The 22,336-nt window shown below is 59.3% G+C and carries 20 protein-coding genes; 7 read left to right on the top strand and 13 right to left on the bottom strand.

All coding sequences use genetic code 11. From position 1 onward, the window contains the following. Positions 1 to 3: 3 nt before the first annotated feature. Complete coding sequence (locus H9L06_RS01520) at positions 4 to 1,269, bottom strand: anthranilate synthase component I family protein (protein WP_187555551.1); 1,266 nt, start codon at positions 1,267 to 1,269, stop codon at positions 4 to 6. Positions 1,270 to 1,303: 34 nt separating this feature from the next. On the opposite strand from H9L06_RS01520, the gene H9L06_RS11700 reads away from it, so the two are divergent. From H9L06_RS11700 to H9L06_RS01510, 3 genes are read left to right on the top strand one after another with little or no spacing between them, the layout of a single operon-like run. Then, entirely contained in the window at positions 1,304 to 2,074 is a 771-nt protein-coding gene (locus tag H9L06_RS11700) for an aminotransferase class IV (RefSeq protein ID WP_246454436.1), read from the top strand. A gap of 19 nt (positions 2,075 to 2,093) precedes the next feature. Continuing rightward, entirely contained in the window at positions 2,094 to 3,146 is a 1,053-nt protein-coding gene (locus tag H9L06_RS01515; protein WP_246454435.1) for an App1 family protein phosphatidate phosphatase, read from the top strand. Next, the gene (locus H9L06_RS01510) at positions 3,143 to 4,207 is read left to right on the top strand and encodes an FUSC family protein (protein WP_187555549.1); all 1,065 of its coding nucleotides are present in this window, start codon (positions 3,143 to 3,145) and stop codon (positions 4,205 to 4,207) included. Before H9L06_RS01515 ends, H9L06_RS01510 begins: the two co-directional genes overlap by 4 nt. Positions 4,208 to 4,216: 9 nt before the next feature. Here H9L06_RS01510 and H9L06_RS01505 read toward each other — a convergent pair whose 3' ends face one another. The 10 genes from H9L06_RS01505 to ftsY form a co-directional block, all read right to left on the bottom strand. Further along, positions 4,217 to 4,774 (bottom strand): YceI family protein, encoded by a 558-nt coding sequence (locus H9L06_RS01505; RefSeq protein ID WP_187555548.1) that lies wholly within the window; start codon positions 4,772 to 4,774, stop codon positions 4,217 to 4,219. A gap of 130 nt (positions 4,775 to 4,904) precedes the next feature. After that, on the bottom strand, positions 4,905 to 5,618 hold the full coding sequence (locus H9L06_RS01500; protein WP_187555547.1) for a type 1 glutamine amidotransferase: 714 nt from the start codon (positions 5,616 to 5,618) through the stop codon (positions 4,905 to 4,907). Continuing rightward, the gene (locus H9L06_RS01495; RefSeq protein ID WP_187555546.1) at positions 5,618 to 6,937 is read right to left on the bottom strand and encodes a Mur ligase family protein; all 1,320 of its coding nucleotides are present in this window, start codon (positions 6,935 to 6,937) and stop codon (positions 5,618 to 5,620) included. The genes H9L06_RS01500 and H9L06_RS01495 overlap by 1 nt, the downstream gene beginning before the upstream one ends. Positions 6,938 to 6,946: 9 nt before the next feature. Next, entirely contained in the window at positions 6,947 to 7,642 is a 696-nt protein-coding gene (gene trmD / locus H9L06_RS01490) for a tRNA (guanosine(37)-N1)-methyltransferase TrmD (RefSeq protein ID WP_187555545.1), read from the bottom strand. Then, a complete protein-coding gene (rimM, locus tag H9L06_RS01485; protein WP_187555544.1) occupies positions 7,639 to 8,232 on the bottom strand; it encodes a ribosome maturation factor RimM in 594 nt (197 codons plus the stop codon). Before rimM ends, trmD begins: the two co-directional genes overlap by 4 nt. Further along, positions 8,232 to 8,480: an RNA-binding protein gene (locus H9L06_RS01480; protein WP_187556280.1), complete on the bottom strand. Its 249-nt coding sequence runs from the start codon at positions 8,478 to 8,480 to the stop codon at positions 8,232 to 8,234. Before H9L06_RS01480 ends, rimM begins: the two co-directional genes overlap by 1 nt. Before the next feature lie 17 nt (positions 8,481 to 8,497). Further along, positions 8,498 to 8,944, bottom strand: coding sequence for a 30S ribosomal protein S16 (gene rpsP, locus H9L06_RS01475; protein ID WP_187555543.1), 447 nt, complete (start codon positions 8,942 to 8,944; stop codon positions 8,498 to 8,500). Positions 8,945 to 9,094: 150 nt separating this feature from the next. Then, entirely contained in the window at positions 9,095 to 10,405 is a 1,311-nt protein-coding gene (locus H9L06_RS01470) for an alpha/beta fold hydrolase (RefSeq protein ID WP_246454434.1), read from the bottom strand. A 47-nt stretch (positions 10,406 to 10,452) separates the two neighbouring features. Beyond that, positions 10,453 to 12,012 carry a signal recognition particle protein gene (ffh, locus tag H9L06_RS01465; RefSeq protein WP_187555542.1) on the bottom strand — a complete coding sequence of 520 codons (1,560 nt, stop codon included), beginning with the start codon at positions 12,010 to 12,012 and terminating at the stop codon, positions 10,453 to 10,455. A gap of 73 nt (positions 12,013 to 12,085) precedes the next feature. Next, positions 12,086 to 12,964 (bottom strand): signal recognition particle-docking protein FtsY, encoded by an 879-nt coding sequence (gene ftsY / locus H9L06_RS01460; RefSeq protein WP_187555541.1) that lies wholly within the window; start codon positions 12,962 to 12,964, stop codon positions 12,086 to 12,088. 207 nt (positions 12,965 to 13,171) lie between these two features. Between ftsY and H9L06_RS01455 the strand changes: the two genes are divergently transcribed. Genes H9L06_RS01455 through H9L06_RS01440 form a run of 4 tightly spaced genes read left to right on the top strand, consistent with a single transcriptional unit; the run spans position 13,172 to position 17,246 of the window. Continuing rightward, positions 13,172 to 14,536: a branched-chain amino acid ABC transporter permease gene (locus H9L06_RS01455; protein ID WP_246454433.1), complete on the top strand. Its 1,365-nt coding sequence runs from the start codon at positions 13,172 to 13,174 to the stop codon at positions 14,534 to 14,536. A gap of 4 nt (positions 14,537 to 14,540) precedes the next feature. Next, the gene (locus H9L06_RS01450; protein ID WP_187555540.1) at positions 14,541 to 15,527 is read left to right on the top strand and encodes a branched-chain amino acid ABC transporter permease; all 987 of its coding nucleotides are present in this window, start codon (positions 14,541 to 14,543) and stop codon (positions 15,525 to 15,527) included. Beyond that, positions 15,520 to 16,476 carry an ABC transporter ATP-binding protein gene (locus tag H9L06_RS01445; protein ID WP_187555539.1) on the top strand — a complete coding sequence of 319 codons (957 nt, stop codon included), beginning with the start codon at positions 15,520 to 15,522 and terminating at the stop codon, positions 16,474 to 16,476. The genes H9L06_RS01450 and H9L06_RS01445 overlap by 8 nt, the downstream gene beginning before the upstream one ends. Beyond that, on the top strand, positions 16,476 to 17,246 hold the full coding sequence (locus tag H9L06_RS01440) for an ABC transporter ATP-binding protein (RefSeq protein ID WP_187555538.1): 771 nt from the start codon (positions 16,476 to 16,478) through the stop codon (positions 17,244 to 17,246). The genes H9L06_RS01445 and H9L06_RS01440 overlap by 1 nt, the downstream gene beginning before the upstream one ends. 91 nt (positions 17,247 to 17,337) lie before the next feature. Here the strand turns inward: H9L06_RS01440 and H9L06_RS01435 are convergent, their stop codons facing one another. Together H9L06_RS01435 and smc are read right to left on the bottom strand one after the other, a co-directional pair. Further along, on the bottom strand, positions 17,338 to 18,597 hold the full coding sequence (locus tag H9L06_RS01435) for an ABC transporter substrate-binding protein (RefSeq protein WP_187555537.1): 1,260 nt from the start codon (positions 18,595 to 18,597) through the stop codon (positions 17,338 to 17,340). Positions 18,598 to 18,731: 134 nt separating this feature from the next. Further along, positions 18,732 to 22,277 carry a chromosome segregation protein SMC gene (gene smc / locus H9L06_RS01430; RefSeq protein WP_187555536.1) on the bottom strand — a complete coding sequence of 1,182 codons (3,546 nt, stop codon included), beginning with the start codon at positions 22,275 to 22,277 and terminating at the stop codon, positions 18,732 to 18,734. Positions 22,278 to 22,336 lie beyond the last annotated feature (59 nt).

Below are 22,336 nucleotides of genomic sequence, written 5' to 3'. Positions count from 1 at the left end.
GCTTCAAATCGCGGCCAGAACCGCGGCTGCCTTCAGGTCGCGCTCTTCGCGCTCCCGCTGCGCAACAGAATCTGCGGTAATTCCACCACCCGCCCCCACAAGCGCGTGCACGTTTCCGGCAAAATTTCTGTCTGAGAGTGAGCGCAACTGAACCCCACGAATCGTCATGGCGAGCTCCGCATCGCCCGAATCGTCGATCCACCCAAAACAGCCTGAGTAGAGTCCGCGAGGCCCCTGTTCGAGTTCGCTGAGAATCGTGACGGCGCTGAGCTTTGGCGCGCCGGTCATCGATCCACCGGGAAAGCAAGCAACAAGCGCGTCGAACACATCACGACCTGGGGCGAGTTCACCCGAAACAGTGCTCACGAGCTGGTGCACTCGCGCGTGCGTTTCGACGTCGAGAAATCGGTCGACCCTCACGCTTCCAACCTCGCACACCCTACTGAGATCATTACGCATGAGGTCCACGATCATGAGGTTCTCCGCACGTTCTTTCTCGTCGTTCGCGAGGTCAGTGGCAAGCGCCCTGTCAGACTCCGGAGTCTCACCCCTCGGCCTCGTTCCCTTGATTGGGTGCGTCGAGACCGTGCTTCCGCGCACACTCAAAAAGCGCTCTGGGCTCGCACTCACGAGAGCGTCGCCACCCGCGACGATGATGCCTCCGCGAGTCGCGTGGCTGCTCGCGCGCAGTCGCTCGTAGAGGCTGAGCGGTCGGTACGGCCCCTCCACGGTCGATTCTGCGGTGTCGGTCAGGCACAGCACGTACGCATCACCACGGTGGATCGCGGCCTTACAGGCCTCCACCTGCTGTTCGTATTCCTTCTCACTGCTCCGCCACGAGTACGGAACTGGCGACCGGTGGCGTCCTGCTGCGCTCGGTGGATCCACACCGGCATCTCGCGAATCCAGTGACCTTACGCTATTCACGCGCATGGCAATCGCTAATGGTCCGCCCGCATGCGGAGCTAACGAAGTATCTGGGGAGGCACCCATGAGGTTCACGCCGAATTCATAGCTGAACGCGACAACCCAGCCTGATCGAAACTCGTGTGGCGCTCCATTTACTGCTCGGGAAGGCACCTGTCGGCTTCGCAGTGTGTCGAGAAACTCTTGTTCGCGGCCCGGCTGTGCGATGAGCACCTCGTCACCTTTGCCGAGGTAACTCGTGCGCCGCTCGCCGCTCGGGGCCGCCGCTCCGTCGAACCAAAACCAGTTTGGCGCGTCGGCCAACGCTCGTGCGAAATGCAGTGCGTTGTTCTCATTGGGCATGATCACAGCGTAGCGATCCTGCTACGCTCGCGGCATGAGTGAAGCAGTGGGGCGACCCAATGATGAACTATACGTCGCCGACTCGTTTCGGGTCTGCGTCTCGCGCGGAACCGCCGAGGCACGTGGTCTCAGCAGGCACATCGCCCGCTTTACGACCTCAGTGAGATCGGCGTGCACCGACCTGAACATGCCGTTTCGCGAGGCAGACTTCGAGCATTTTCTCCGCGACTCACTCACTCAGATTGAGAAATACGGGGAGGGGAATCCCCGCCTCGAGCTTTGGGGCGGCGTAAATCAGACGCCAGAACTACGCCTATCGCTCAGGCCACTCCCCGAACTCAGCGAGTCGATTGAGCTGCGAAGCATCGGAACGGACGATCCAGTGCTCTGGCACCCCGAACGCAAAGGGCGAAACATCGGCGTGTTCTCGGCACTCAACCGGGAGCTCGGTGCTGAGGCAATACTCACGAACGCAGATGCAGTCGCTGAGGGCACAACAACCGCACTCATCTGGTGGATCGGATCAGATGGGTTCATTTCTGCTTCAACACGCCGCGTGGCATCGGTGACTGAAGCACTGATTTGCGAGATTGCCGAAAACAGGAGCGAACAGCTCACGCCCACGCACATCACCGCTGACGCGCTCGTCGAGTGTGAAGTTTGGGCAGTAAATGCTCTGCACGGGTTGCGAACGGCGACGATGCTTGACGGTCGGCCGCTTGCGGCACCCGATCCACTTCGACTGGCCGGCTATCGCGCCGCGCTCGATCGCACCTGGGAAAAGGTGGCGGGCATCGTGTTCTAATACGTCATACACTGGCTTGGTGACTTCGCCCGACGACCTGCCCGACAGCCGACCGCGATTCGCGGCCCGGTTCGAGGATCGCATCCACCGATCTCGTGCGAAGCGCGCCATCAAGCGAGGCAAATCACCGTGGGTCATTCCCTACATTGGTTATGGCACGACTGAGTGGATCCGCGTACTCGGGCGCGTGCTCTATCTGCGGCCCGACACGAGCGAGCACTCGCGTTTCAGGCCAGACGTCGAAGAAGTGTCTCGTGTGCGCGGCTGGCGCACTTTTACGAGCCTGTATGTTCCCTACCAGAAGGTGGCTGTGCTCGTTGATGACGAGCCCGTGGCTGAGGTTGTCGCAGACCGCGGCGGCGTCATCGATTCGATCGTGCGCGTTGCGCTCAACCCTGGCTGGCATACAGTCACCCTTCGTGTCGAGGGCGCTGAAGTGAGTCACGCACCGGTCAAGGTGATGGATCCACACGCGAAAGTTGGCGTGCTCTCTGACGTCGACGACACCGTTCTCATTACTGCACTACCCAAACCGTTCGTCGCGGCGTGGAACAGTTTCGTGCTCGATGAGAACGCGCGCAGAGCGACCTCAGGCATGCCCGTGCTGTACGAGCGTCTCTCGAAAAAGCACACCGGTACTCCATTCATCTACCTCTCCACTGGCGCGTGGAATGCCGCGCCCGCGCTCAGCCGATTCCTTGCACGCAATCTTTACCCGATGGGACCGCTCTTGCTCACTGACTGGGGCCCAACGCACGATCGTTGGTTCCGCAGTGGTCGCGAGCACAAGCAACGCGAGCTGAAGAGGCTCGCGAGAGAATTCCCAGACGTCAAGTGGATCCTCATCGGAGATGACGGTCAGCACGACGAGTCGCTTTATCACGAGTTCGCGAAGGCACACCCGAACAATGTTGCGGCAGTGGCGATCCGCCAACTCTCGGTGAGTCAGGCGGTGCTCGCAGGCGGCCGCTCAAAAGCACGATTGCACCGCGACGCGAGCGGAGTGCCCTGGGTCTACGGGCCCGATGGTGCGACGCTCGCCGAAGAACTCAGCAAACACGACCTCTTATGAGCCCGAATCGCGACCGCTGGTGGAAGAGCGCGGACCCAAAGTGGGCCAGGCGCTTCACGGTATCTGCGCGCCCGTCTGCTCTCCAGCTTTTCAAGGCTGCCGGTGCGGCGATTCTCGCGTGGTTCGTGTGTTCACTCATCTTTCCCGGAACTCTCCCTCTATTTGCCGCAATCGCTGCTCTCATCGTTGTTCAAGAGAGTGTGGATCAGTCGCTTACGAAGGGTCTCGAGCGTGTTGTCGGGGTGCTACTTGGGGTTTCCGTAGCTCTCGGCGCGGGTGCTGTTTTCGGGCCGCGTTCGTGGCTATTCGTCGCAGCGATTCTTGTCGCGATGGGCGTCGGTTGGCTCCTGCGCATGAGCTCAACATCAACGAACCAGATCGCCATTACCGCGCTACTTATGATTGCCCTCGGCGGATCAGAGTTCGGCTACGGCGTCGAGCGTCTCGTCGAGACCGCTATTGGTGCGGCACTCGGTGTGGCAATCAATGCAATCGTTGTCGCTCCAGTTCGAACAACGACGCACGCTGAAATTGTGGATCTGGCGCTGAATGCCTCTCACGCTCTCGACCGGCTCGCCGATGCGCTCGCAGCGCCCCGAGACGAGGCCTGGCTTGAAAACATGCTCGTTGAGGCACGGAAGTTGCAAAACGAGCGTTCTACGGTTCATGCGTCACTTCGAAGTGCACGTGAGAGCCTTCGCCTAAACCCTCGTGGTCGTCGTCACCGCCAGCAGCTCCTCGAAGACGACGCGCTGTTTCAGCGGTTGCAGCCCATCGTCACGCAAGTTATTGGCATGTCCCGCGCGCTGTACGACCTGTACGATTCCGACCTTGTCACCGATCCATCGGTAGTGGGGATGGTCGAGGAGATCCGGCGCGCGTCCCACGACCTTGAACTTCTCGTGCACGTTGCCGAAGACACAGAAGCGGCCCCGGCCGAACCGGCGCTTACCGCGCCGTATACGATTCCGAGGCCGCATCCGCAGCACTGGGTGCTTATCGGCTCACTGATGGAAGATCTCCGCCGCGTTCGCGGAAGGATTACCGGCGAGCTCGAATAGGGTATTCGATTACTGCTGGAGTGCTGCCTGCACGTCGAGCGTGATCGTGACGTCGTTACCGAGCATCAGACCACCCTTTTCGAGAGGTGCGTTCCAGGTGAGACCGAAGTCTTCACGCTTCACGACCGAGGTTGCGGTGAAGCCAGCCTTGTAGTTGCCGTATGGGTCCTCACCGAAGCCACCGAACTCGAAGTCAAAGGTGACAGGCTTCGTTACGCCGCGCATGGTCAGTTCGCCGTCAACCTTGAAGTCACCGTCTTCAAAGCGTGCGCCGGTGGATACGAAGGTGAGCTCTGGGTGCTCTTCAGCAGCAAAGAAGTCACCCGTGCGGAGGTGTCCGTCGCGATCCTTCTGGTTAGTGTTCACCGAGGCAACAACTGCCTTAGCGGTCACATTCGAGTCAAGCGGGTTCTCGCCGGTCACGAAAGTTGCCTCGAACTCCTCGAACTTGCCCTTTACCTTGCTAATAGCGAGGTGACGAACTGAAAAGCCAATTTCCGAGTGGGTTGGGTCGATTACCCAAGTGCCTGCGCGGTAACCGGGGATGCTCTCAGCGGTGATGCTCATGTGTGTACCTTTCGGGTTATTCGTGTAGGTGCGACCTTGTCGCATACGTTTCGTCACATGCGATGACAAGGGGTACAACTTTCATGCACCCGCATGTATTCCCGAATTGCAAAAGAATCTTCTTAAGCGATTATCTTGGTCGCTTTTTCGCGCTCGCTCGCGCGCGCAGCGCAACCGTGTCGTCGATTTCTCGCGGGGTGAAAGCCCCATACTTGCGCTCCATCGCGACGCGGATGAGGAAGTCACTGATCGCCGGATTCTTCGGCAGGAGCGAACCATGCAGGTAACTACCGATGGCGTTGCGGGTTCTCGCACCCTCTGTACCGTCTACCGTATTGTTGCCCGAGCCTTGCAAGACTTTTCCAAGGGGAACTGATTCGTCGCCAAGCACCGTATTGCCACTGTGGTTCTCGTACCCAATGATCTGACCGAACTCCTCGGAATCAACCACTACGTTGCCGATCATGCGCTCGCTCCCCGCGCGAGTTTCAATGTCGAACACACCAATGCCTGGAATTTCTGAGCTTGAACCGGTGACGAACCGATGACCAAAAAGTTGGTACAGTCCACAGATAAGCAGCATTGGGAGCCCCTCTTCTGCGAGCCCACGGAGTTCTGCACCGCGACCCAGGAGGTCACGGGCAACACGCTCTTGGCCCGAGTCTTGGCCCCCACCACCGATAATGATGTCGACGTCGTCAGGCAGCGGATCCCCAACATTGACCTCAACGACTTCGGGAGTGATTCCGTGCGCACGAGCGCGACGAACGAGCGAGAGCAAGTTGCCACGATCGCCATAGATATTCATGTCGCGTGGGTACAGCGAGACGATCTTCAATTCCATTAGATCTCCTCAACATTCGTGAGCTCGCTCAGCCGCTTTCTCAACCCGAGCATGGCAGTGTACGTGCAGTAGATCCTTCGCGGTTGCCCGTGAGTGCTGGCTCGGAAAGCTGCAAGCGCACGCGAGAGATCCTCTTCTACTACGCCAAACTCGACGTCATCGTGCTCGAGTCGCAGCGCCATGTCCCAAGCCCGAGTGCCGGTGACGACCGCGACGCCGCCCTCGCGAAGCGAGTCGAACTCTACATCCCAGAGCCACGACATGTCACGTCCGTCGGCATACTGGTCATTGATCGCAATCATGACACCGGTATCGGCAGCATCGAACGATGCAAGCCCGAGTTTGAAGCCAGCCGGGTTTTTTACCAGCACAAGTTCAAGGGGCTGGCCGTCAAGCTCGAGGCGCTCACCGCGCCCAAACGCGGGACGCACCTGAGCGAGTGAATCTAGCAGTTGTTCTGTCGTCGGCGCACGGTACGTATCGGCTGCAGCATCAAACACCGCCCGCACTGTAGAGAGGGCTGCAGCTGCATTGTAAGTGTTATAGAGCCCTTCGAGCAGAAGCGGAGTCTCGTAGGCTTCACCCGCAATTCGAAACGTCGCTGTGCGCTTACCCAGCGCAGTGAGCACAACATCAACATCGGGCCGCTCGGAATCAGACGGTGCTGGATCCGCCGATCCAGCATAAAAATCATCGTCACCAGGGAACGTGCTGAGCAAGTCATTCACAAGCCCGAACTCGCGCACCCTCGGTGCACCCGTGGGTTCGGCGCGCTGTCTGGTTCGTTCACCAATGGTCGCGATGTGTCTGTCTTCACGGTTCACGATGACCTCGTCGCTTGTCGCGTCGGCGATGCGCTGCAAGTAGTTTGCTGTCGTATCGATTTCGCCGAAACGATCGAGCTGATCACGCAGCACATTGAGCAGCAACGTGAACCTTGGCTGTACTCGATCGATGAAGTACATCGCATGGGCCTCATCGAGTTCGAGCACCGCCACATCTGCATGCAACTTGCCCGATAGCGAGCATTCTCCGACAATCGCAGCAACCACGCCACGCGAGAAGTTTGAACCCGTTCGGTTCGTGAAAACCTTTAACCCCTGGTCTTCAAGCATTTCAACGATCATCTTGGTCGTCGTTGTCTTGCCGTTTGTGCCGCTCACTGCGACAACACCGAGAGGCAAGGTGCTGAGCGCCCTAGCTATAAAACCCGGGTCAATTCGTTCAACTACGAGCCCTGGCAGCGCCGATCCGCCGCCACGCAGTCTCGCGAGCACCCGCACCGCTTTTCCGACTACGGCCGAGAGAAAATCACGCATAAACCAAGACTAGTCGCCCAGCAGTTCCGGTCTGACACGCCTGGTTCGCTCAACGCTCTGCTCATGTCGCCAGGCACTGATCGCCGCGTGGTTGCCACTCAGCAATACATCGGGTACGCGGCGACCCCGCCATTCTGCGGGCTTCGTATAGCTCGGATACTCGAGTAACCCATCTTCGTGAGATTCCTCGACCAGGCTCTCAGGGTTGCCGACCACACCAGGGATCAGGCGCCCGATTGCTTCGATCATGGCAATCGACGCGACTTCTCCCCCATTCAGCACGTAGTCGCCAATGCTCACAAGTCGAACACGACCACGCTCTGAGTACTCGTCGAACACTCTCTGATCGATGCCCTCGTACCTTCCGCATCCGAAGATGAGGTGAGATTCGCTCGAGAGCTCGCGTGCCATTGACTGAGTAAATACCTCGCCCGCGGGCGACGGAAAAATTATCAGCGGATCGGCATCAGCTTGAGCGTCACCGAGGATTCCGTCGAGCGCGACACTCCACGGCTCGGGCTTCATCACCATTCCGGCACCGCCGCCCGTGGGCGTGTCGTCTACCGTGCGGTGCTTGTCATGCGCCGAATCACGCAGGTCATGAACTCGCAAATCGATGAAGCCACGATCGCGGGCCTTGCCCATGAGGGAGAGTTCGAGGGCATCGAAGTAGCCAGGAAAGATCGTGACGACATCGATCCTCACTCGGCACCCCCACCAAAGAGCCCCGAGGGCGGTGTGAGCGTGACAACACCCGACTCAAGGTCAACGTTTGGAACGATTGCCTCAACGAACGGCACAAGTACCGTGCCACCGTCGGTGGTTACCGCGAGCAGATCTTGTGCCGGAAAGTGCTGCACCTCGGCAACAACTCCGAGCTTCACCTGATTGCCAGCATCGTCGAGCTCAACGACATCAAGTCCAACGAGTTCGTGATCATACCATGCGTTCTCCTCAGCACCCGCTGCAACCGTTTGCTCGTCGATCCACAGAATTGCGCGCACGATGCTCTCTGCCGCAGTGCGATCGGGAACCTCGACAAAGAAGCCAACAGGAACAGAATTAAACCATCGGAGCTCTCTCAGCTCGATCGTTCGGCCAAACCACGGCGAATCTTCGGGCACCTGCAGATGGAACTGTGCGCCAGGCACGAAACGCAGCTCTGGATTGTCGGTATACATCTCGAGCTTGAGGCCACCCTTGAGCCCGTGTGGCTTCGATAGGCGACCGACACGCAAACTCCCCGCCCCGCTAGCGGGACGGGGAGCATGTGCACGCTTTGGGGCGTCAGCCATTAGCCAGCCTCTGGTGCATCGGTATCAACGACATCGACGCGCACGCGGTCGCCCGATGCAAGCGCGGAGATCAGAGCACGAAGTGCCTGAGCGGTGCGCCCGCTGCGACCAATGACGCGACCAAGATCGTCGGGATGCACTCGAATCTCGAGTGTCTCACCGCGGTTACCGCTGCGGGCATCGATGCGCACCTCGTCTGGGTGATCCACGATCCCTCTGACGAGGTGCTCCAATGCCTCTGAGAGCACCATCTCAGCCAAAAGCCTTACGCCTCGGTGTTCTCAGCGGCAGCCTCTTCAGCTGGCGCCTCTGCCTCAGCCGGAGCCTCGGTTGCTTCTTCGGCAGGAGCCTCTGCTGGCTTCTCAGCCTTCGGGCGAAGCACCGACTTCTTCTTGGTGTCAGCCTCGAACACTTCCTTGGCCTCAGGGGCCTTCACCTGCGACTCGGTCGAACCCTCGCCGGTGTGCTTGCCCCAGTCACCGGTGAGCTTGAGGAGTGCCGCAACCTGCTCGGTGGGCTGTGCACCCACGCTCAGCCAGTACTGGGCACGCTCTGAAGAAACCTCGATGAACGAAGGGTTCTGGGTGGGATCGTACTTGCCGATCTCCTCGATCACGCGACCGTCACGCTTGGTGCGCGAATCGGCTACGACGATGCGGTAGTACGGTGCACGGATCTTGCCGAGACGCTTGAGGCGAATCTTTACTGCCATGTGATGGCTCCTTAGAAATTGTGAGAAAAATGACACCGCGCAATGAATTGGGACGAAGCGAGTCGAACCCGAGGGCGCGGAAGCACGGTACGCAAAAGCGAACTTGATAATTGTGCCACACGAACGGCATCATTGCAATTTTTGCTGGGATCAGGGGTTTTGAGTGGCGCTCAAAGTCCCACCCACGCGTACCTCGAGTTTTGCGAAAAGGCGATCGACTACATCCCCCATGCGCAACCCATCGTGTTCAAATTCGTTTGTTACCCACGAGTTGAGAGCGCCGACACGAGCAGTAGTGTCGAGGGACAATGCCGCATCGACGTACATGTCGTCGTAATAAACTGCCGCTTCAACCGGCACTTCGTTGGTAGCGAGCCGTTCGGTATCGTACAGATCGATTTCCCAAGACTGTGTGGCGAGCAATTCGACTCCCGCATGAAAGCCTCGAAGTGCCCGGATCTCCTCAAACATCCATGGGAACACCATTTCGCCAGTGAACTGAAGTGGCCTCGCTGACTCTGCGAAATCGGCATGCTTGGTGAGCTCTTCGTGGGCCGCCCAATTGCTCGGACCTGCTCCATAGATATTCTCTTGCAGTGCGGCATACAGCGGGTTCGTCGCAAACGAGGTCGCGTCGTACACCGCATGAATAAACGTGTCACTGAGCCGCGTTTCTGCAGCATCGGAAAAGGCCTCGTCGAAGATCCAATGCACTCGATCCGCCCCGACGGACATGCCGAATTCAAACCCAAGCGTCTGCAGGCGCCTCACCGTGAGCGTATCGCCGTCTGGCAGACGAACATCGCTTGCCGAAAGCAAATCAGCCACCCGCGACACGCGATCTGTCAGGTGCGGGAAGCGCTCGCGGAACAACCGGTTCTTTTCTCGCACTCGCGGAAGGGTGAGTCGATAAACTTCGGCCGGGTCAGGGTCGATCGAGGGAAGACCACCGGTGACTGCCGAGGCGACGATTGCCTCCGGCGCAATTGACAGATAGTGCAGCGTTAGGAACCCGCCGTAGCTTTGCCCGAGTGTCCACCACTGTTTGCCGTCGTAGTGCTGAGCGCGTACGGCTTCGAGGTCACGCACGATCGAGTCCGCACGAAAGTGAGACAAAAGCTTCGCCGCTTCGCCAGCGGCTAACTCTCCGACCTCGTTTCCCGAGAGTGGTGTGGATCGGCCGGTCCCCCGCTGATCTGGCAGCACGACTCGGAATCTCTTTAGCGCATCGCTGAGCCAGTTGTCACGACCGAGCGGCCTCGGCGACTTACCACCTGGGCCACCCTGCAAATACACCAGCAGCGGCAATTCCTCGTAACGTTTCTCGGCAGCAACGAGCTCACGGGCGTAGACATCGATTGTCTCCCCGCCAGGGTTCGCCCAGTCCAGTGGAACTTTCGTCCACACGTCTCTCGCTACGATGTCAGTTCCGATCGGGTACACCGAACTCATTCGAGTCATGCTGTCTCCTTCGTGTGACGAAGCCGATGATCTGGCGCGATAACTAGCTAGCGCTTGCTCCCACCGAGCATCTTTTGAAGCTTTGCCAGCTCGTCGGCGCTGGGCGCCGAAGCTCCGCCAGCAGCGCCAAGGCCGAAGCCGCTCCCCTGCGCTGGCTGCGCCGGGAGGCCAGCTTGCTGTTGTGCGCGCTTCGCCGGGTTACCCGAACGTTTTGCGCCCTTGCCCTTTTGCTGCTGCTTCTTTTTGCCGCCGTGGCCACCCATTCCCGGCATGGGGCCCATTCCTGGAATCTGCGGCACACCACCGCGGGCGACAGTCTTCATCATCTTCGAAGCCTGTTCAAACCGTTGCACAAGCGAGTTGACGTCGGTGACGGTCATGCCCGAACCCTTTGCGATGCGCAGGCGACGAGAACCATTCAGAATTTTTGGATTCGTACGCTCATCTTTGGTCATTGACTGAATGATGGCCTCAGTGCGAACAATCTCGCGCTCGTCGAAGTTCTCGAGCTGATCCTTCATCTTGCCCATGCCGGGAAGCATGCCCATCATCTTCTTGATGGACCCCGCACCGCGCAGTTGTTGCATCTGCTGGAGGAAGTCATCAAGCGTGAACTGATCTTTCGCGAACTTCTCGGCAACCTTTTGCGCTTCTTCTTCGTCGAAGGCCTGCTGTGCCTGTTCAATGAGCGTGAGAATATCGCCAAGGTCAAGGATTCGGCTCGCCATGCGGTCGGGATAGAACGGTTCGAAGTCACCAAGACCCTCACCCGTTGACGCGAAAAGAATAGGGCGGCCAGTGACCCCACGAATCGAGAGTGCCGCACCACCGCGTGCGTCGCCGTCGAGCTTGGTAAGCACAACCCCTGTGAAGTCGACGCCTTCTTGGAACGCCTGAGCAGTCGCGACCGCATCTTGACCGATCATCGCGTCGATGACGAACAGCACTTCGTCTGGATCAATCGCCTTGCGAATGTCGCTCGCCTGCTTCATAAGCTCGGCATCAACACCCAGTCGCCCCGCGGTGTCAACGATGACGAAGTCATGCTGAGTGCGTTTCGCCTCAGCGACACCGTTCTTCGCAACCTTGACGGGGTTACCGACACCGTTACCCGGCTCTGGTGCGAAAATTGCAACTCCGGCCTGCTCTGCCACAACCCCCAACTGGGTCACAGCGTTCGGGCGCTGCAGGTCACACGCAACCAGCATTGGTGTGTGCCCCTGATCCTTAAGCCACTTCGCAAGCTTGCCAGCGAGCGTCGTCTTACCTGCACCCTGCAGGCCCGCAAGCATGATGACCGTCGGTGGGTTCTTCGCGAACTGAAGACGGCGCTGGTCGCCACCCAACACCTCAACGAGTTCCTCGTTCACGATCTGCACAACTTGCTGCGCAGGGTTCAGCGCACGATTCACTTCGTCTCCGAGCGCGCGCTCACGAATCTTTCCGGTGAAGTCTTTGACGACGTCGAGCGACACGTCTGCTTCGAGCAGCGCTCGGCGAATTTCGCGTACTGTACCGTCAACGTCAGACGCTGACAGCTTGCCCTTCGAACGCAGGTTCTTGAAGGTGTCTGTCAGCCGAGTCGAGAGGTTTCCGAAAGTAGCCATAGTGTTCCTAGTCTACCGGCCTCGCAACGTCACTGAACTGCTCATACTGACCAGAACGCGTCGCCCAGTTTCATTAGCCAATAAGTTGCGCGGCAAAGACGTGCGGCGTGAAACCTGTGAGATCCCCGATCCCCTCGCCCTGACCGACAAGCTTGATCGGCAATTCGGTTGATTCCTGCACCGCGAGCACGAATCCGCCCTTAGCCGAACCATCCAGCTTGGTGAGCACCAGACCGGTCACACCGGCATGCTCGATAAATGCCTGGGCCTGGGCAAGCCCGTTCTGACCGGTCGTGGCATCAAGCACTAACAACACTTCGGAAACGGGAGCGAGTTTTTCGATCACTCTGCGAATCTTGCCGAGCTCATCCATGAGCCCGCCCTTTGTTTGCAGGCGACCCGCTGTATCGATGATTGCAATATCGAACTGCTCGTCGATTGCGCGTTGCACTGTTTGAAACGCGACCGAGGCCGGGTCTTGACCCTGCTGCTGCGGTTTCACTATTTCGACACCTGCGCGGTCTGCCCAGGTCGCGAGTTGCTCGACCGCCGCCGCACGAAACGTGTCAGCCGCCCCCACGATGATCTTCTTATCGAAGCGAGTGAGGTAGTTCGCGAGCTTTCCAATAGTCGTGGTCTTTCCGACACCATTCACCCCAACAACCAGAATGACGGCGGGACGCTCGGACAGGCGAAGCGTCGGGTCGAATGCATCGAGCCTTGTTTCCACCGTTTCGCGAAGGATTCGCTTGAGGTCGACCACATCGGTCACACGGTGGCGATCCACTTCTGACCGAACGACCTCGAGCACCGCATCGGTGATCTCTGGGCCGAAGTCTGCAGAAATGAGGGCTGTCTCAATGTCGTCCCAAGTATCTTCGGTGATCGGCTCCGATCCACCGCCAAATACGTTGCGAAATGCCCGACCAAACGACCATGCCTTTTCTGCCATGATTCAAGACTACCGACAACTCAGAGTGACGAAATCTGCAACCCGATGTTTCGTATCGGCAACAATGACGCCGCGAACGGGCGAGTTGGCCAAATCACCACGAAACCGACGATATTGTGGTGGGCAGTCATTGCCCGAACGTCGACGCGCGAAGCAGCGCGGACCAATGGAGGTCAAGTGAACCACGTTCAAATGCGGAGACCCGCGGTGAAACACGCGACTCTGCTTGCGCTCATTGCGCTCCTCGCGAGCTTCTTTGCGCTCACATTCCAATCATTACCCGCTCACGCCGCTGATTGTGTGCCCGACGCACAAACGGGCTGCATTCAGGGCCTCATCAAGACAAGCACTGGCGAGCCTGCTGCTGACATTGAACTCGCGCTCACGGGGTCGGGTGCGAACGAAACCGCCGCAACCGACGCAGACGGGCGTTGGGTATTCACCGTGACACGGGCGGGTGAGTACACCGTCACGGTGGATCAGTCGACGCTTCCCGCCGGCCAGTACTTCAAGTCAGCCGACAGCCGCACGGTTCAGGTCGCACTGTTTGAGTCGGTGAGCGCACTCTTCCCGCTCACCGATGATCCCGCCGCCGTGAGTGAGCCGGAGCCCGCCGAAGATGCGCAGGAGACGGATGCGGCCGAGGAAACTACCGAGACTGCCGACGCACCCCGCACGAGCGCCGAAAGCAACTTCTGGCCCAGGTTCTGGCAGCAGGGCGCCTCGGGCATTCGCATCGGCCTGCTGCTCGCGCTCGGTGCAGTTGGCCTCTCACTCGTCTTTGGTACTACCGGGCTCTCGAACTTTGCCCACGCCGAAATGCTCTCGATGGGCGGCATCCTGGCGTTTCTCTTCATGCAGCTCACCGGCAACATCTGGCTCACCGGCCTCATTGTCGTCATTCTGATGGCAGTTGTGGGTTGGTTCCAAGACGCAGTGCTGTGGAGGCCGTTGCGAAAGCGACAACTCAGTCTCATGCAAATGATGATCGTGTCGATCGGCCTCTCGATCGTGCTTCAGAACATCTTCCAGTTCTTCTTCGGAGCAAGCATTCTGCGCATCGACCCATCGTCTCCAAAAACTGTGACGTTGCTTGGCGTAACTCTCACTGTGCAGTCGTACATCGCGATGGGCATTTCACTCGTCGCAATCATCGCGGTTGCGCTCGCGATGAAATACACGAGGTTCGGACGCGCAACTCGCGCAGTTGCCGATAACCGCGCACTCGCTGAGGCCTCCGGCATAGATGTGGATCGGGTGATCAGACTCGTGTGGACCGTCGGCGTCGCGTTTGCGGGCCTCTCGGGCATGCTCCTTGGCCTTGTACTCAACGGCATCGCCTGGAATACCGGCTGGCACTACCTTCTCCTACTCTTCGCGGCGGTCATTCTTGGCGGCATTGGAACAACGCTCGGAGCGATTGTGGGCTCGATGATCATCGGAATCATCGTTGAAATGGCAAACATCTGGCTCCCGGGCGACCTCAAGCACGCCGCAGCCCTCTTCATACTCATCGTTGTGTTGCTCGTGAGACCGCAGGGACTCTTCGGGCGCAAGGAACGGATCGGTTAGGCACATGGAATTCTGGATAGATATGCTGCAGGCAATCCTGCAGACCGCGCTCTCACCGATCACCGCTGCCTTTGTGATCGCGGCCATCGGCCTGAACATTCACTTCGGATTCACTGGCCTCATGAACATTGGCCAGGCCGGCTTTATGCTGGTCGGCGGTTATGGCTTTGTCATCTCAGTGATGAACGGGGTTCCGCTCTTCCTCGCACTGCTCATTTCGGTGCTTGCTTCGGCCGCGTTTGCCCTGCTTCTCGGAATACCAACAGTGAAGCTACGGGGCGATTACCTCGCGATCGTCACCATCGGCGCAGCAGAAATTCTTCGGATGACTGCAAGGCTTGCAAACCTGACGCCGTTCACTGGCGGCCCGAGCGGCATTCAAAGCCCGAAATTTCGGGAGCAGTTGAATGCGCTGTCACCTCTCCCGGAGGGCCGCACGAGTTTTCTCGGGCTCGAATATGTGAATACCGGCGTTGATGACTGGTGGACCCGCATTCTTGCCTGGGGCCTCGTCGCGATCTTCTTGGTGTTCACCTGGCTGCTCATTCGCAGTCCGTGGGGTCGCGTGCTCAAGGGAATTCGCGAAGACGAGGAAGCGGTGCGAAGCCTTGGAAAGAGTCCGTTCTCATACAAGCTCCAGGCCCTCATCATTGGCGGCGTTATGGGTGGCTTTGGCGGCATCCTCATGTCACTCCCCGCAGCGATCAACCCCGATGGCATGGGGCGCGCAACCACGTTCAACCTCTGGATGATCATGTTGCTCGGAGGTGCGGCAACCATTCTCGGCCCGCTCCTCGGTTCGATCCTGTTCTTCGTACTGCGACTCGTAATTACGAGCGTCGCCTCCGAGTACATCCCGGGGCACATTCTCAGCGCACAGCAGGCAGAGATTCTCGCGTGGATCCTCATCGGACTCATGCTCATGCTGCTCGTGATATTCCGGCCTCAAGGCATCTTGGGCAACAAGAAGGAGTTGGCGTTCAATGTCTAGCGCACACGACTACCCCTATGACCGCGACCTCTTGAAGAAAGAGCTCGCGAGCCTCGACCAGGTTCCCGGCGTTGCAAAGCCCGACCCAATTCTCACGGCCGACAATGTTGTGCGCCGCTTTGGTGGCATGACCGCTGTAGACGTCGACCACCTCGAGGTGCAGCGCGGGGCTATCACCGCGCTCATTGGCCCGAACGGGGCTGGCAAGACCACGTTCTTCAACCTGGTGACGGGTTTCGACCGCCCAAATGGTGGATCGGGCTCCCCCGCAGCGAGCTGGTCGTTCAACGGTCAGACATTCAGCCGCCCGAGTGCGACCAAGGTCGCTCGTTCTGGCATGATCCGCACATTTCAGCTCACCAAAGCACTCACGAAAATGACAGTGCTTGAGAACATGCTCATTGGGGCTGCAAATCAGCCCGGTGAGAATCTTTTCGTGGGGCTGGTCAAGCCGCTGTGGGCAAAGCGGGAACGAGAGAATATCGAACGAGCCGAAGAGCTTCTCAAGCGATTCAAACTCGACGCAAAACGTGACGACATGGCCGGTGGCCTCTCGGGCGGCCAGAAGAAGCTGCTCGAAATGGCGCGCGCGCTCATGTCCGAGCCCTCGATGATCATGCTCGACGAGCCAATGGCGGGCGTGAACCCCGCACTGACGCAGAGCTTGCTCGAGCACATCGAGCAGCTGCGCGACGAGGGAACGACCGTGTTGTTCGTCGAACACGATATGCACATGGTTCGCCACATTTCTGACTGGGTCGTTGTTATGGCACAGGGGCGGATCATCGCCGAGGGTCTCCCAGAAGACGTGATGACCAGCCCTGCTGTCGTCGATGCGTACCTTGGCGCTCACCACGATCGAGATCTCGGTGACGACGATGTCATGAACACAGCTATGATTCGCACCATTGAAGCTGCGGTCGAAGAGGAAGCGAAGGAGGAGGCCTGATGAACACGTCAGTTGCATCCACATCCACCGAAGTCGTTATGCGCGCAAATGAGCTTCACGCGGGCTACCTTCCCGGCATCAACATTCTCAACGGGTGCACAATCGAGGCACGCAAGGGAGAACTCGTTGGCATTATTGGGCCGAACGGATCGGGTAAATCCACACTGCTCAAGTCACTGTTCGGTCTCGTCGATATTCGCGACGGCTCGGTCACGCTGAATGGCGAAGACGTCACCGGCATGAAGACGAACCAACTGGTGCGCAAGGGCGTTGGCTTTGTACCGCAGACGAACAATGTGTTCCAGGCACTCTCGATCGAGGAGAACTTGCAGATGGGCATGTTCTTGAAGCCCAAGGAATTTGCGAGCCGTTCTCAAGAAATCTGGGACCTGTTCCCGATGCTGGCGGATCGCAGGAAGCAACTCGCGGGTTCGCTATCCGGTGGCGAACGACAATCAGTGGCGATGGCCCGCGCCCTCATGATGGAGCCGAGTGTTCTGCTGCTCGACGAGCCAAGCGCAGGCCTCTCCCCCGTGCGACAGGATGAGACATTCATTCGCACGAGGCAGATTAACCAGACCGGCGTCACGATCATCATGGTCGAACAGAACGCCAGGCGCTGCCTGCAGATCTGTGACCGGGCCTACGTGCTCGACCAGGGCACGAACGCCCACGAGGGTACTGGCCGCGAACTTGCGAACGACCCTAAGGTCATCGAGCTGTACCTCGGCACACTGGCCGCTGACGTGGAAGCCAAGTCGAAGCACTAGCGTCGTAGCCTCTCGACAAATGCACCACTCATAAAGCGAGGCCCGGATCCATACAGATCCGGGCCTCTGCTCGTGAGGTGTGTCTCGAGGGTTAGCCCTCGATCTCACCCACCGCATTCGGGGTGTTCTCGGCGTCGTACTGGTAGATGCCGATGAGTGCCGAAGACGGCTCGTTATCTTCATTCAGTGGTCCGCCACCGGCCTGACCCTGGTAGTGAATGTCCTGTCCGTCCTGGAGCAGGGCGAGGCAGTCAGCGTAGTTATCGCAGGTCTCGCCGCCATCTGCACCTGAAACAGCGTGCAGGTTGTCGACAATCGTCTGCGTGTCCGTTGCTCCACCGCGCTCAGCCGCGAGTGCAACGAGAACCACTGCATCGTACGTCTCAGGCGCGAAGGCAAGGCTCTTGCTTGCCGACTCATCGGCAGCAATCAGTGCGTCACGGAACTCACCGACGGTAGCGCGGCCAGGCGTGGTGCCCTGAGCGCCCTCGAGGATACCCGCATCGAACTCAGGGTAAGGAACCGTGTTGCCGTCAACGAGGTAGATCTTCGAAAGATCGAAGCCCTGTGCCTGAAGCTCAGGAATGATCTGCTTCGCCTCTTCGTAGCTGATGATCGCGATCGCGTCTGGGTTCGTCGCGAGAGCTGCGGTCACCTCAGAGGTGAAGGTCGTCTGCCCCTCGGGGAACTCCTCGCCAGCGCCGTTCGCGCCGTAGGTCACCTCTGCACCGGCAGCTTCAAGCGTCTCCTGCAGGTTATCGCGCAGGCCATTGCCGTAGTCATTGTTCTGGGCAAGCACTGCAACCGTTGACGGAGCGTTCTGCAGAATCAAGTTGCCAAGAGCGCGACCCTGAATGATGTCAGAAGCAATGGTGCGGAAGTACAGGTCGTTGATGCCCGCGAGCGCGATACCCGTGTTCGATGGCGATCCCATGAGGATTCCGGCCTCGGTAATCCTCGGCATTGCAGCGTTCGTGTTACCGGTGCCCATGGCGCCGAGAACGAAGGCTGGCTCTGCCTTAATGATGTCATCGACGCTCTTGCTCATGATCGTTGGATCAGATGCGTCGTGCTCATTGGCCTCTACTACGAGTTCAACGTCTTGGCCGAGCACGCCGCCAGCCTCGTTGATGTCTGTAAGTGCGAGCGTCACTGCGGCACGAGGTCCGTAGATAAGGTGCTCGAGTGTGCCGGTCTGTGGCAGAAGAGTGCCGATCCGAAGTGGACCCGCCTCTGTCTCACCGGTATCTGATGAATTGTCGCCGCCGGTGCTTGTGCACCCGGATAGCGCGAGAGCTGCTCCAGCGATGAGAGCAATCGCTCCTGCCGCTTTCCTGGAGTAAACCTTCATTGGCTACGCCTTTCATTCTTACGTGAGTCTCCCCACCGTTGGGAAGCTACTCTCAGTAGCGTAGTGGTGCCATGTGGCATGGGTCGCACCGAATGTGGGGCTGAGACAGATTCGTTAGAATCTCGAAACGATTCTCAGGCGGATTCCGCCAGTCGCTGTCCAACAACCGCAGAAATTCCGTCTTTTCGCATCGAGACACCGTAGAGAGCGTCGGCGATCTCCATCGTTCGTTTTTGATGCGTAATGATGATGAGCTGCGAGTTTTCGCGCAACCGCTCGAACACCTGCAGGAGTCGACCAAGGTTTGCGTCATCGAGAGCTGCCTCGACCTCGTCCACGATGTAGAACGGGCTCGGTCGGGCCTGGAATATTGCGATCAGCCAGGCGACTGCTGCAAGAGACCGCTCACCGCCAGAGAGCAGTGACAGTCGCTCAACCTTTTTACCGGCCGGTCTGACCGCAATATCGATACCAGTGGTCAGCAAATCGTCCGGATTCGAGAGCGCGATCTCGCCCGATCCACCGGGGAACAAGATGGGGAACACTTCTGAGAATGCCGCCTTGGTGTCTTCGAAGGCTGCGGCAAAGATGCCCTGCATCTTCTCGTCGAGCTCTTCGATGATCTGCGTAAGATCGGCCCTGGTTTTCGTGAGGTCACTGAGCTGCTCAACCAGAAATTGGTGCCGCTGTTCAAGCGCAGCAAACTCTTCGAGCGCGAGCGGGTTAATACGACCGAGTTCTGCGAACCGCTTCTCAGCGCGCGCGAGCCGCCGTTCCTGCTCACCGCGATCGAACGGAATGAACTGAGGTTCGCGTTCGTCGCTGGATTCTTCACTCGTCTCGGTCTCTGTAACCGGAACACCAACTTCGGGGCCGTATTCGGCGATCAATACGTCCTCCACCAGGCCGAGCTCGCTTCCGGCCCGCTCGAGGAGTGAGGATAACTGTAGTTTGCGCTCATAACTCTTCAACTCGGCGCCGTGTACGCTCTCGGTGAGCTGCTGCAGACGACTGCGCAACTCCACTTCTTCAGAACGCAACAGTGTGAGTTCCTGACTGTTCTTTGCACGCTCTTGCTCAGCTGCCTGCTGAGCGGTTCTCGCTTCAGAGAGCGAGCGATCGCACGCATCAAGGATGTTCGGGAGTGCGGCCGCGACACGATCCGCCCGCTCAACCTGTCGTGCGCGGAGCACTGACCTGCGTGCAGCGTCTTCCGCGGCGAGCCGTTCTGCTTCGAACTGCTCCGCGATCGCCCGGCTGCGCTCTTCCGAGGCCCGCACGCGCTCTTTCGCAGTCTCAAACGCGAGCCGCGCCTCAACCTCGCGCTGCCGTGCCTGTTCGAGTTCAAGAAGCACGCCTTCTCGCTGCGTAGCGTCGAGCATGGGGCGCGGCTTTGCCTCTGCTTCAGAGTATGCCCGCGCAGCCTGTTGCGCCGCGGCCTCAGACTCCGCCGAAGCGCCCGTGACACCCTCGAGTGCGGTCGCTGCGCGCTGCGCTTCTGCCTGAGTAGCCTCAGCGCGCACCACGAGCTGCTGACGCCTACGTGCGTGCTCTGCAAGTTTTGCATCTGCCTCACGCAGTTCTGTGTACACCTCACGCGTTCGCGTCTTCAACCGCGCCACAAGCTCGCGTTGGTCTTGAAGTTGAGCTTCTGCGTCTGCGATCTCCGCGTCGAGTGCGGTGCGCCGCTCGCGCGCCTCAGTGAGTTCGGCGGTGATCTCGATGCGGCTCGGGGCACTCCCCGATCCACCAGAGAGCGTGTGCTCGGTCAGCACGTCGCCAGAGGCGGTGACGACGGTGTAATTGCCGCCCTCAAGACGCTCGCGAAGCATCGCTGACCCGTGGATCGCGGCAGCTACATCCTCGGCAACGTAACTGCGAGAAAGCAGCCCTCGAACCCCATCTGGTGCGTCAATAAGTACGCTCGCGATGGCTGTCAGACCCGGGATATCGGCGAAAGTCGCGATGTCTCCCTTTGTTCCCTGCGCGAGGACTGCCCGCAACCTCCCGAGGTCTTCGCTGCGTGCGTGTTCAACGGCGTCGCCAGCAACACGCGCATCGTCGGCGAGCAGCGCGTCACCGAATACACCAAGTGCTGCGCCCACTGCGGCTTCATAGCCCTCAGCGACCCGAACGTGGTCAGCCACCCGGCCTCGGATTCCGCTGTATTGTTCCTCGAGAACCGCCGCCGTTGCGTCCCGCTGCTCCAGTGACCGTGCGAGAGCGCTCACTTGAGCTTCGACGCCGGCGAGCTCCTGCTCAAGTGCGTGCAAGCGATCCCGATACTCGTTTACGAGAGACTCGGCGTCTGCCTCCTTCGCCTGCGCCTCGCGGTAGGCAGCATCGAGCCCGCCCTCTGGCAGCTCGACTGATCCGTTGGCCGTCTCGAACGCTTCAAGTTCGTTCTTCGCGGCTTCTGCGCGCTCTTCAGCTTGCTCGAGCGCCTGTGTGCGTCGAGCAACTTCCTCAGCAACCGCCTGCTGTTTCTGCTCGGCCGCTTCAACTCGCCCGCGCAAGGCCGAGAGTTCGAGATCGTGTCGAGAAACTAACTCGCTTTGCTCCTGGATATGCTCATCGATTGCGTCAAGAGCCTGTCTCGCCTGTTGCGTCGCCTGAGCGGCCTGGTTCCAGGCTTCCTCACGGGAAGGAACAGCCTCAGCGAGCGCAAGAGCCTCTTCGCGCGCCTCGTCGACCGCAGCACGCGTCGTGTGGTTGAGCTGTTCTGGTGTCTCTGCCTGCGTGGCGAGAAACGTGAGTCTTTGCTGCGTCTGCGCGAACAGCCCACGAAGCTTTGATTGGGCCGATTCGAGCGCGAATGTCACCCTGCGTGCTGAATCGAGTTCGTCACCCTGCTGTTCCTGCTCTAGGCGCGCAACGCGGAGTTGTTTCTGCTCGAGCTTTTCCTGCAGCACGATTCGTTCGGAGTGCCGCTCGGACTCAATTTTGGACAGGCCCTCGAGTTCAACGCGTAGCCGCGAGACATCGTCAGCAAGCAGTCTTGCGCGCGCATCTCGCACCTCAGCGGCAATTCCCTGCGCTTGCTTCGCGACTTCCGCCTGCTTCCCGAGCGGTTTGAGTTGGCGGCGGATCTCCCCCGCCAGGTCACTCAATCTCGTAAGATTCGTCTCCATCGCCTCGAGCTTGCGCGCGGTTCGCTCTTTACGACGACGGTGTTTGAGAATACCTGCGGCCTCTTCGATGAACCCGCGCCGGTCCTCGGGAGTCGCACGTAACACCGCGTCAAGCTGCCCTTGGCCCACGATCACGTGCATTTCGCGGCCAAGACCTGAGTCGCTGAGCAACTCTTGAACGTCTAAGAGCCTGCACGCCTCGCCGTTAATCGCGTACTCGCTCGATCCATTACGGAAAAGGATTCGACTGATCGTCACCTCGGAGTACTCGATGGGGAGCGCGCCATCGGAATTGTCGATGGTGAGTTTCACCTCGGCGCGACCGAGGGGTCCGCGCGTCGAGGTGCCGGCGAAGATGACATCCTCCATCTTGCCGCCGCGGAGGGTCTTTGCCCCCTGCTCACCCATCACCCAGGCGAGAGCGTCAACGACGTTCGACTTGCCAGAGCCGTTCGGACCGACAATCGCCGTAACGCCGGGCTCGAACTGAAAGGTCGTCGGCTGAGCAAAGGACTTAAAGCCCCTGAGCGTCAGACTCTTCAGGTGCACGCCGTCTCCCTTCCGCGGGTCTCCTGGTCGAGATTCCTTGTCACACAATACCTGGCGAG

The organism is Leucobacter denitrificans (assembly GCF_014396385.1).
Taxonomy (GTDB): domain Bacteria; phylum Actinomycetota; class Actinomycetes; order Actinomycetales; family Microbacteriaceae; genus Leucobacter; species Leucobacter denitrificans.
This window is presented reverse-complemented; position numbering and strand designations above follow the sequence as displayed.

Coding starts and splice junctions, on each gene's coding strand:
- H9L06_RS01435 (WP_187555537.1), bottom strand. CDS start 18,597: ATGAAGGTTTACTCCAGGAAAGCGGCAGGAGCGATTGCTCTCATCGCT.
- H9L06_RS01470 (WP_246454434.1), bottom strand. CDS start 10,405: ATGACTCGAATGAGTTCGGTGTACCCGATCGGAACTGACATCGTAGCG.
- H9L06_RS01450 (WP_187555540.1), top strand. CDS start 14,541: ATGGAATTCTGGATAGATATGCTGCAGGCAATCCTGCAGACCGCGCTC.
- rpsP (WP_187555543.1), bottom strand. CDS start 8,944: ATGGCAGTAAAGATTCGCCTCAAGCGTCTCGGCAAGATCCGTGCACCG.
- H9L06_RS01440 (WP_187555538.1), top strand. CDS start 16,476: ATGAACACGTCAGTTGCATCCACATCCACCGAAGTCGTTATGCGCGCA.
- H9L06_RS01495 (WP_187555546.1), bottom strand. CDS start 6,937: ATGCGTGATTTTCTCTCGGCCGTAGTCGGAAAAGCGGTGCGGGTGCTC.
- H9L06_RS01500 (WP_187555547.1), bottom strand. CDS start 5,618: ATGGAATTGAAGATCGTCTCGCTGTACCCACGCGACATGAATATCTAT.
- H9L06_RS01510 (WP_187555549.1), top strand. CDS start 3,143: ATGAGCCCGAATCGCGACCGCTGGTGGAAGAGCGCGGACCCAAAGTGG.
- H9L06_RS01445 (WP_187555539.1), top strand. CDS start 15,520: ATGTCTAGCGCACACGACTACCCCTATGACCGCGACCTCTTGAAGAAA.
- ftsY (WP_187555541.1), bottom strand. CDS start 12,964: ATGGCAGAAAAGGCATGGTCGTTTGGTCGGGCATTTCGCAACGTATTT.
- H9L06_RS01505 (WP_187555548.1), bottom strand. CDS start 4,774: ATGAGCATCACCGCTGAGAGCATCCCCGGTTACCGCGCAGGCACTTGG.
- H9L06_RS01520 (WP_187555551.1), bottom strand. CDS start 1,269: ATGCCCAATGAGAACAACGCACTGCATTTCGCACGAGCGTTGGCCGAC.
- ffh (WP_187555542.1), bottom strand. CDS start 12,012: ATGGCTACTTTCGGAAACCTCTCGACTCGGCTGACAGACACCTTCAAG.
- rimM (WP_187555544.1), bottom strand. CDS start 8,232: ATGGCTGACGCCCCAAAGCGTGCACATGCTCCCCGTCCCGCTAGCGGG.
- H9L06_RS11700 (WP_246454436.1), top strand. CDS start 1,304: ATGAGTGAAGCAGTGGGGCGACCCAATGATGAACTATACGTCGCCGAC.